This is a genomic window from Candidatus Andeanibacterium sp., from assembly GCF_057143545.1.
The window spans coordinates 1-8,007 of sequence record NZ_DBNHSF010000014.1 but is presented as its reverse complement, the minus strand read 5'-3'; the positions used below and the strand labels follow the sequence as shown (position 1 = coordinate 8,007).

General features: G+C 65.3%; 8 protein-coding genes and 1 pseudogene. 6 read left to right on the top strand and 3 right to left on the bottom strand.

The window, feature by feature from the left end; genetic code table 11:
* Positions 1-331: DUF2332 family protein (locus AC16XC_RS00845; protein WP_484032737.1), on the bottom strand; the 331-nt coding region annotated here is incomplete at its 3' end.
* Positions 332-366: 35 nt separating this feature from the next.
* On the opposite strand from AC16XC_RS00845, the gene hisG reads away from it, so the two are divergent.
* The 5 genes and pseudogenes from hisG (at position 367) to thiL (ending at position 4,113) form a co-directional block, all read left to right on the top strand.
* Positions 367-1,023 carry an ATP phosphoribosyltransferase gene (hisG, locus tag AC16XC_RS00840; protein WP_484032736.1) on the top strand — a complete coding sequence of 219 codons (657 nt, stop codon included), beginning with the start codon at positions 367-369 and terminating at the stop codon, positions 1,021-1,023.
* A complete protein-coding gene (gene hisD, locus AC16XC_RS00835; protein WP_484032735.1) occupies positions 1,020-2,303 on the top strand; it encodes a histidinol dehydrogenase in 1,284 nt (427 codons plus the stop codon). The genes hisG and hisD overlap by 4 nt, the downstream gene beginning before the upstream one ends.
* A complete protein-coding gene (gene nusB, locus AC16XC_RS00830) occupies positions 2,300-2,752 on the top strand; it encodes a transcription antitermination factor NusB (protein ID WP_484032734.1) in 453 nt (150 codons plus the stop codon). Before hisD ends, nusB begins: the two co-directional genes overlap by 4 nt.
* Positions 2,753-2,773: 21 nt before the next feature.
* Positions 2,774-3,241 (top strand): annotated as a pseudogene (locus tag AC16XC_RS00825) (endonuclease domain-containing protein).
* On the top strand, positions 3,238-4,113 hold the full coding sequence (gene thiL / locus AC16XC_RS00820) for a thiamine-phosphate kinase (RefSeq protein ID WP_484032733.1): 876 nt from the start codon (positions 3,238-3,240) through the stop codon (positions 4,111-4,113). Before AC16XC_RS00825 ends, thiL begins: the two are co-directional and overlap by 4 nt.
* A 121-nt stretch (positions 4,114-4,234) precedes the next feature.
* Here thiL and AC16XC_RS00815 read toward each other — a convergent pair whose 3' ends face one another.
* Both AC16XC_RS00815 and AC16XC_RS00810 read right to left on the bottom strand, forming a co-directional pair.
* A complete protein-coding gene (locus AC16XC_RS00815) occupies positions 4,235-5,212 on the bottom strand; it encodes a fatty acid desaturase (protein ID WP_484032732.1) in 978 nt (325 codons plus the stop codon).
* Complete coding sequence (locus AC16XC_RS00810; RefSeq protein ID WP_484032731.1) at positions 5,209-5,403, bottom strand: hypothetical protein; 195 nt, start codon at positions 5,401-5,403, stop codon at positions 5,209-5,211. Before AC16XC_RS00810 ends, AC16XC_RS00815 begins: the two co-directional genes overlap by 4 nt.
* Positions 5,404-5,615: 212 nt before the next feature.
* Between AC16XC_RS00810 and AC16XC_RS00805 the strand changes: the two genes are divergently transcribed.
* Complete coding sequence (locus AC16XC_RS00805; protein ID WP_484032730.1) at positions 5,616-7,715, top strand: sodium-translocating pyrophosphatase; 2,100 nt, start codon at positions 5,616-5,618, stop codon at positions 7,713-7,715.
* The last annotated feature ends 292 nt before the right edge of the window (positions 7,716-8,007 follow it).

The window sequence follows — 8,007 nt, the reverse complement described above, 5'->3', positions numbered from 1 at the left end:
AATGCCTCACCAGCAGGGTCACGATCGAATCTACCCGCTCCTGCTCGGTGATCGCGCCCGAATAGACCGGGCCCAGTTCGGGCGCGTCGCCGGTCAGATAGAGGTTGTGAATGCCGCCCGCGATCCTTAGCGGCATCGCATCTTCGAGCGCCAGCCCGGGCCAGTTCTCCATCCGCCGCGCGACTTCGGTATCGGTCCCGAGGACCGCGCGCAGCGCCATGATCACGCGCCCGGTGCAGGGCGCATCGGCCCTGGTGGCATGTTGGGCCTGCCATGCGAGCGCCTCGTCCACGCCGACGATTTCCATGACGCGCTTTTCCGCCAAACTCATTGCCCTTTCCCGGCGCCTTGCCTAATGCGCGCGCCATGTCCGACGCGCTCACATTCGCCGTTCCCAAGGGCCGCATCCTCGAGGAAGCGCTGCCGGTGATGGCGCGTGCCGGGGTCGTGCCCGAAGCTGCCTTCCACGACAAGGCCAACCGCGCGCTCAGTTTCGCGAGCGAAGACGGCGGGATGCGGATCATCCGCGTACGCGCCTTCGATGTCGCGACCTTTGTCGCCAATGGCGCGGCCCAGGCGGGGATTGTAGGCTCCGACGTGGTCGAGGAGTTCGATTACCCCGACCTCTATGCCCCGGTCGATCTCGAGATCGGGCGATGCCGTCTCTCGGTTGCCGAGCCCGAAGGAGCAAAGCTCGAGCCGATCGGGCGAACCAGCCACATCAGGATCGCGACCAAATATCCCAACCTCACCAAGGCCTGGTTCGAGCGGCAAGGCGTGCAAGCCGAATGCGTCAAGCTCAATGGCGCGATGGAGCTGGCGCCGAGCCTCGGCCTTTGCCAGAGGATCGTCGACCTGGTCTCGACCGGGCAGACGCTGGCCGACAACGGCCTCGTCGAAAGCGGCACAATCATGCAGGTTTCCTCGCGCCTGGTGGTGAACCGCGCCGCGCTCAAGACCGACCCGCGGGTCGGCGCGTTGGTCGATGCCTTCCGCAGGGCGACCGGGCAGGAAGTCCAATGAAGCGGCTGGCCTCGTCCGATCCCGAATTCCTGGTCCAGTTCGCCCGGATTGTGAGCGATCGCCGCGAAAGCGACGAGGATGTTGCCGAAACGGTTCGTGCGATCCTCAAGGAAGTGCGGGTGCGCGGCGACGAGGCGGTGCTCGAATACACCTCGCGCCTCGACGGATTTTCACTCGGCCCCGACTGGACCATCCAGCCCGAAGCCTGTGCTGCGGCTTACGCGGCACTCGATCCCGAGCTGCGCGACGCGCTCGACCTCGCGGCAGCGCGAATCCGCGCCTATCACGAGGCGCAATTGCCGCAGGATCGCGATTACCGGGACGCTGCGGGGGTCCGCCTCGGCGCCAAATGGACTCCGATCGATGCGGCCGGGCTCTATGTTCCCGGAGGCCGGGCGGCCTATCCCTCCTCGCTGCTGATGAACGCAATCCCGGCCAAGGTTGCAGGCGTCGGGAGGCTGGTGGTGGTCACCCCCACCCCGCGCGGCGAAGTCAACGACCTCGTTCTCGCCGCGGCGCATATCGCCGGGATCGACGAGATCTGGCGCATCGGCGGCGCGCAAGCGATCGGCGCGCTCGCCTACGGGACCGAGCGGATTACCCCGGTCGATGTCATCACCGGCCCGGGCAATGCCTGGGTCGCCGAGGCCAAGCGCCAGCTTTACGGCGTGGTCGGAATCGACATGGTCGCCGGACCGAGCGAGATCCTGGTGATCGCGGACGGCAAGAACGATCCGGCCTGGATCGCCGCCGACCTGCTCAGCCAGGCCGAGCACGATCCGAGCTCGCAGGCGATCCTGATCACCGACGATCCGGATTTCGCGGACCGGGTCGAAGCCGAAGTGGCCAGGCAGGCCGCCGAGCTCGCCACCAGCAACACCGCGCAGGCCAGCTGGAACACCCATGGGCTGGTCGTCACGGTCGACCATCTGGGCGAGGCTCCGGCGCTCGCCAATGCGCTGGCCGCCGAACATGTCGAGATCGCGACCGACGATCCAGAAGCCCTGTTCGCGCAGATCCGCCATGCGGGGAGCGTGTTCCTCGGGCGGATGACCCCCGAAGCGGTCGGCGACTATGTCGCCGGGCCGAACCATGTGCTTCCGACCGGGCGGCGCGCGCGCTTCTCATCCGGGCTGTCGGTGCTCGACTTCATGAAGCGCACCAGCTTCATCGCGCTCGACGAGGACGCGCTCGGCAGGATCGGCCCGGCGGCGGTCCGCCTCGCCGAAATGGAAGGGCTCCCGGCGCACGCCAGATCGGTCGCGCAGAGGCTCAAATGAGCTCACCCAAGCGTTCGCAATCCCGCTCCGCCGCGCGGCTTGCCGCGGTCCAGGCGCTCTACCAGCACGAGATGGATGCGACCCCCACCGCCAGCCTGCTCGACCAGTTCCACCGGCACCGGCTGGGGCGCGATATCGACGACGAGCAGCTGGCCGAGGCGGAAGCCGAATTTTTCGATGACGTGGTCAGCGGCACGATTGCCAGACTCGAGGAGATCGACGAGCTCTTGACCCACCGGCTGTCGGAAAACTGGAGCCTCGAGCGGCTCGACCGCACCATGCTCCAGATCCTGCGCTGCGGCGCCTACGAGCTGATTGCCCGGCCCGATGTCCCGGTCGGCAGCGCGATCAGCGAATATGTCGATGTCGCGCACGCCTTTTTCGACCCGCCCGAAGCGAAGTTCGTCAACGGCGTGCTCGATGCGGTGGCGAAGGAAGTAAGAGGTTGAGCTAGCAAGCCCTCCCCCTTGATGGGGGAGGGTTGGGTGGGGGTGAATTCACCGCTATCCCGACCGCAAATGAAAAAGTGCACTCCTCTTGGTGCCAAAGCGAGAGCGCGACATCTGCGCCGCAATGGGACGGATGCCGAGCGCAAGATGTGGAGCCTGCTCAAAGAAGCGATTCCAGACGGAAGGTTTCGCAGGCAAGTCCCAATTAGGCAGCATATCGCTTAATTCGCCAGCCATAGACTCCGCTTGGTAATTAAAGTCGATGGAGGTCAGCATACCGAAGCAGTAGATGCAGATCGAACTACAATGATCGAGACAGAGGGCTATCGCGTGCTCCGATTTTGGAATCACGATGTGCTCGAGAACGGAGAAGGTTGCATGGCGCGTCTCAGAGAGTGGATTTCGAGCAGGCACCCCCATCCAGCTCCGACGAGGCAGCAAGCTGCCAAGCCTCCGCATCCTTCCCCCATCAAGGGGGAAGAAGAATGACAGGAGAGACCGCCTTCATCCACTCCCTCAGGGGCCTTGCCACGCATCCCGCCGCGCGGGGCCTCATGGACGATGCCGCTGTGCTCGAAATCGGCGGCAAGGCGATCGTGCTGACCCATGACTTGGTGGTCGAAGGGGTGCATTTCCTGCCCGGGACAGACATGGCCGACATCGCCTGGAAGCTCGTCGCCGTGAACCTCTCCGATCTTGCCGCCAAGGGCGCCGAGCCGCTCGGCGTGCTGCTCGGCTTCATGCTCGGAGAAGGCCAGCAACGCTTTGTCGAAGGCCTAGAAGACGTGCTCGACCATTATGGCGTGCCGCTGCTCGGCGGCGACACGTCTTCGGGCGGTCCGCCCCGCACATTCGACCTGACCGCTATTGGCGAGGCCGTCCACACTCCCGTTCCATCGCGCGCCGATGCACGGCAGGGCGATGCAATTTTCGTCACCGGGCAATTGGGCGCGGCGCTGCTGGGCTTCGAAGCGCTGAAGCAGGGCGGCGCCGGCGACACCGGAGCCTATCTCCGCCCGCTGGCGCGGCTGGCCGAAGGCCAGGCGCTTGCGCCACATGTCACCGCGATGATGGATATTTCCGACGGGTTGCTGCTCGATGCCGCGCGGATGGCCAGGGCGAGCGGTGTGACCATGGCCATCGACAGCGCCGCCGTGCCGATCGCCACACCGGAGGACCGCCGCATGGACGCGCTGCGCTGGGGCGACGATTACGAATTGCTGTTCACCCTGCCCGAAGGGGTCGAACCGCCCGTCCCCGCGACGCGGATCGGCTCGGTCGAACCGGCCTCGGGCGCGCCGGTCACCCTCGACGGAAAGCCGCTGACCGAGGCCGACAACCTCGGCTACGAACATGGGTAAATCCTCCCCTCGAAGGGGTGGTGGCAGCCGCGCGAGCGGCTGACGGAGGGGCGTAACCATTGGCGGGGATACCCCTCCACCATCCTGCGGATGGTTCCCCTCCCCCGATGGGGGAGGATCTTCAATGCGCTGAAACGTCCACCCCCTGGCGCGCCAACACGTCTCTCAGCGCATGGAACGCCTCGCGCTGGCGGTGGTTGGGAATGCCCGGATAAAGGTGGTGGATGAGGTGGTATTCCATCGCCATCGACGCCCAATAGCCGAGCCGCGCCTTGAAGATGCGGGTGTTCTCGTAGCGCCCCTTGCGCTGCGGGTGGTGCGGCGCCCAGCTGAGCCAGAAGCGGATCCAGCTGAGGCCGAGCTGGCGCGGCAGCCACCAGATCAGGGCGACCTCGATCGCATAGCCCAGCCAGGCGAAAGAAAAGAGCGTGGCGAACATCACCAGCTGCAGGATCGTGGTTTCCCTCGCCGCGGCACGCGAAGCCGGCGTGTCCATATCGGCCATCATCCGCTTGTAGCGCATCACCGAGCCTTCGACGCCTGGCTGGCGGTTCCACCAGGTCTTGACGATCGCCTTCCACCAGTTTTCGGCCCCGTCGGTATAGTCCGGGTCCTTCTCGACATCGTTGGTGTAGCGGTGATGCTCCATATGGGTCAGCCGGGCGACGCCGAAGCCGAGCGCAATCGGGATCGTCGCAAGGAACCCGGTCAGCTCGTTGATCCAGTGGAGCTTGTGTCCCCGGCGATAGATGTTCGAATGCATCGCCTCGTGGCTCGGGATGAAGCCATAGGCACAGACGAAAGTGGCATAGGCGCAGGCCGGGAGCAGCCACCAGCCGCTCAGCACATCCATCAGCACCAGCGGGAAGAAGCTCAGCCAGACAGCGAAGCACACCACCGTGAGCGCGGCATAGACCCAGGTCCGCCCGCCATGGAAGCGCATCGCGATCTCGCGCTCCTCGCGGATCAGTTCGTTGCGGGTATGCCGGTCGAGCCGGTCGTCCCCCGCGAGGCCGACGATCGGGCCGTCCTCGAGCGGGGCGATGATCGCGGCAGCGACCGGATCGGCCAGGTCGTCCCGCAAGGGGCCGTCGGTCATATCCAGCGCCCCTTGAGGTTCGCGTAGAGCCCCCAGGCGCCGCCGAACAGCAGGCCGAAGCCGATCCGGCTCAGGCCAAACGGTGCCTCGATCCCGGTTGCGGCCATCGCTTGCGCGACCAGCGGCGCGATGAAACCGATGCCGAACAGGAAGGGCATCACCAGGAACAATTTGCGAATTGCTTCGGTCATTATGGTAAACTTCGCATAAACCATTGGAAGGCGCAAGATTCCATGGGTTTATCCGTAATAGTTGTGACATTTGTGCTGCTGCCCCTACAGTCCCCGAATTACCGGCGGGAAGCGGGGAAACCGGCCTTTTTCCCCTTGCTTCGTGCCGCTGCCCGCTCTAGCGACCTCGCACCTGCGGCCCGGGCCTTCCGGTGCCGCCATATTTGATTCCAATGGGGGAGAGTTTCGTGGACCTCGTGGTAATTTCGATCGTGCTGGGGCTGCTTGCCATTGTCTACGGCTTCGTCACCAGCCGCCAGGTGCTGGGTTCCAGCGCCGGCAATGAAAAAATGCAGGAAATCGCAGGTGCGATCCAGGAAGGCGCCAAGGCCTATCTCGGTCGCCAATATCGCACCATCGCCATGGTCGGCGTGGTGGTCGCCGCGCTGGTCGGCTATTTCCTGGGCGTCACTTCGGCGCTCGGCTTCGTGATCGGCGCCGTGCTTTCGGGCGCGGCCGGCTATATCGGCATGAACATCTCGGTGCGCTCGAATGTCCGCACTGCACAAGCCGCCAGCCAGGGCCTGCAGCAGGGCCTGACCCTTGCCTTCCGCGCGGGCGCGATCACCGGCCTGCTGGTGGCGGGCCTCGCGCTGCTCGCGATCGCGGTGTTCTATCACTACCTGACCGCGATTGCCGGCCATGCGGTCAACAGCCGCGAAGTGATCGATGCGCTGGTGGCCCTCGCCTTCGGCGCCTCGCTGATCTCGATCTTCGCGCGGCTGGGCGGCGGCATCTTCACCAAGGCTGCCGACGTCGGCGCCGACCTCGTCGGCAAGGTCGAAGCAGGCATTCCCGAGGACGACCCCCGCAACCCGGCCGTGATCGCCGACAATGTCGGCGACAATGTCGGCGACTGCGCCGGCATGGCCGCCGATTTGTTCGAGACCTATGTCGTTACCGTCGGCGCGACGATGGTGCTGATCGCCTTGCTGGTGACCGGCGCGGGTGACTTGCTCGGAAACCTGATGGCCCTGCCGCTGTTCATCGGCGGTGTGTGCATCGTTGCCTCGATCGTCGGTACCTATTTCGTCAAGCTCGGCAAATCGAACAATGTCATGGGCGCAATGTACAAGGGCTTCGCGGTCTCCGCGGTGCTTTCCGCCATCCTGATCTGGTTCGCCACCGACTATGCGCTGGGCGGGATGGAGACGGATGTCGGCGGCTTTACCGGCCGCACGCTGTTCTATTGCTCGCTCCTAGGCCTCGTCATCACCGGCGTGATCATCTGGATCACCGAATATTATACCGGCACCAATTATCGCCCGGTCCGTTCGATCGCCAAGGCTTCGGAAACCGGCCATGGCACGAATGTGATCCAGGGCCTGGCGATCAGTCTCGAAGCGACCGCGCTGCCGACGCTGCTGATCTGCGCCGGGATCATCATCGCCTACCAGCTCGCCGGACTGATCGGGATCGCCTTCGCGGCGACTTCGATGCTGGCGCTGGCCGGGATGGTCGTGGCGCTCGACGCCTATGGCCCGGTGACCGACAATGCCGGCGGGATCGCCGAAATGGCCGGTCTCGACGACAGCGTGCGCGAGAAGACCGACCTGCTCGATGCGGTCGGCAACACCACCAAGGCCGTGACCAAGGGCTATGCCATCGGTTCCGCCGGATTGGCCGCGCTGGTCCTGTTCGGTGCCTATACCACCGACCTCGGGCTGTACTTCCCCGGCGTCACCGTCGATTTCAGCCTCGAAAATCCCTATGTCATCGTCGGCCTGTTCCTCGGTGCGCTGCTGCCGTACCTGTTCGGCGCGCTGGGCATGACGGCGGTCGGACGTGCGGCGGGCGACGTGGTGATCGATGTGCGCGACCAGTTCGCAAACGATCCGGGCATCATGGCCGGCACCAGCCGGCCGAACTATGCCAAGACGGTCGACCTGGTGACCAAGGCGGCGATCAAGGAAATGATCGTTCCGTCGCTGCTGCCGGTGCTCGCGCCGATCGCGGTCTATTTCGTGATCACGCTGGTTGCTGGCCAAGCCAATGGCTTCGCCGCGCTGGGCGCGCTGCTCCTCGGCGTGATCGTCGGCGGGCTGTTTGTCGCGATCTCGATGACTTCGGGCGGCGGCGCATGGGACAACGCCAAGAAGTACATCGAAGACGGCCATCACGGCGGCAAGGGCTCGGAAGCCCACAAGGCCGCGGTGACCGGCGACACGGTCGGCGATCCCTATAAGGACACCGCCGGTCCGGCCGTCAACCCGATGATCAAGATCACCAATATCGTGGCGCTGCTGCTGCTCGCGGCGCTCGCCCACGGCTGAGGCGCGGGTGTGAGTCCCCGCGAAGGCGGGGACCTCGTGCCAAATGGCTCCAGGCTCCCGCCTTCGCGGGAGCTTGCGAGCAGGGACTGGAGGGCCCCGCCTGGCAAGCCGCCGGGCGGGGCCTTTCCGTTGACGGGCCGGCGATTGCCGCTGGATGGCGTTGACATTCGCGCCGCGCGCCGCAAATCCGGTTGCAGATGACTACCGAAACCTTCCCCACCCCGGAACAGCTGGTCGAGGACCTGCTCGAACTGCTTCGGCTCGAACCGGGCGAGGACGATCATTTCACCGG